This window comes from Azospirillum formosense (assembly GCF_013340925.1).
GTDB lineage: Bacteria > Pseudomonadota > Alphaproteobacteria > Azospirillales > Azospirillaceae > Azospirillum > Azospirillum formosense.
In genome coordinates this window covers 1-578 of sequence record NZ_WHOR01000560.1, presented here as the reverse complement: position 1 = coordinate 578, position 578 = coordinate 1, and the positions used below count along the sequence as shown (strand labels likewise).

The window sequence follows — 578 nt, the reverse complement described above, 5'->3', positions numbered from 1 at the left end:
ACGCGGCGGTGGGCGGCACGACGGCGCTCGCCAGCCTGACCACCGACGCCGACGGCACCACCAGCCTCAAGTCGGTGACGACCAGCGGCGCCCAGACCTACAACGACGCGGTGACCCTGGACGGCGCCTACAACTCGCTCAACAGTCCGATCGCCTTCAACGGCGAGACGACGCTGGCCGGGACGACGCTGGTGGACGCGGGCTTCGGCACGATCACCTTCAACGGGACGGTCAACGGCGCCCAGGACCTGACGGCGATCTCGACCGGAGCGATGGTGTTCAACGCGGCGGTGGGCGGCACGACGGCTCTGGCCAGCCTGACCACCGGCGCGGGCTACACCAGCCTCGTCGACGTGACCACGACGGGCGCCCAGAGCTACGGCGGGGAAACCAGCCTGATCGGCACCTACGCCACCGGCAACGGCGCCTTCACCGTCGAAGGCCCGGTGACTCTGGCGGGGGCCGCCACGGTCAACGCCGGCAGCGGTGCGGTGACCTTCAACGGCACGGTGAACGGCGCCCAGGCGCTGGCCATCAACGGCAGCGGCGCCACGCAGTTCAACGCGGCGGTGGGCGGC

At 71.5% G+C, this 578-nt stretch carries 1 protein-coding gene; it reads left to right on the top strand.

What is annotated here, in order from left to right:
• A partial coding sequence (locus GBZ26_RS29835) for a hypothetical protein (protein ID WP_174441850.1) occupies positions 1–578 on the top strand: 578 nt, incomplete at both ends.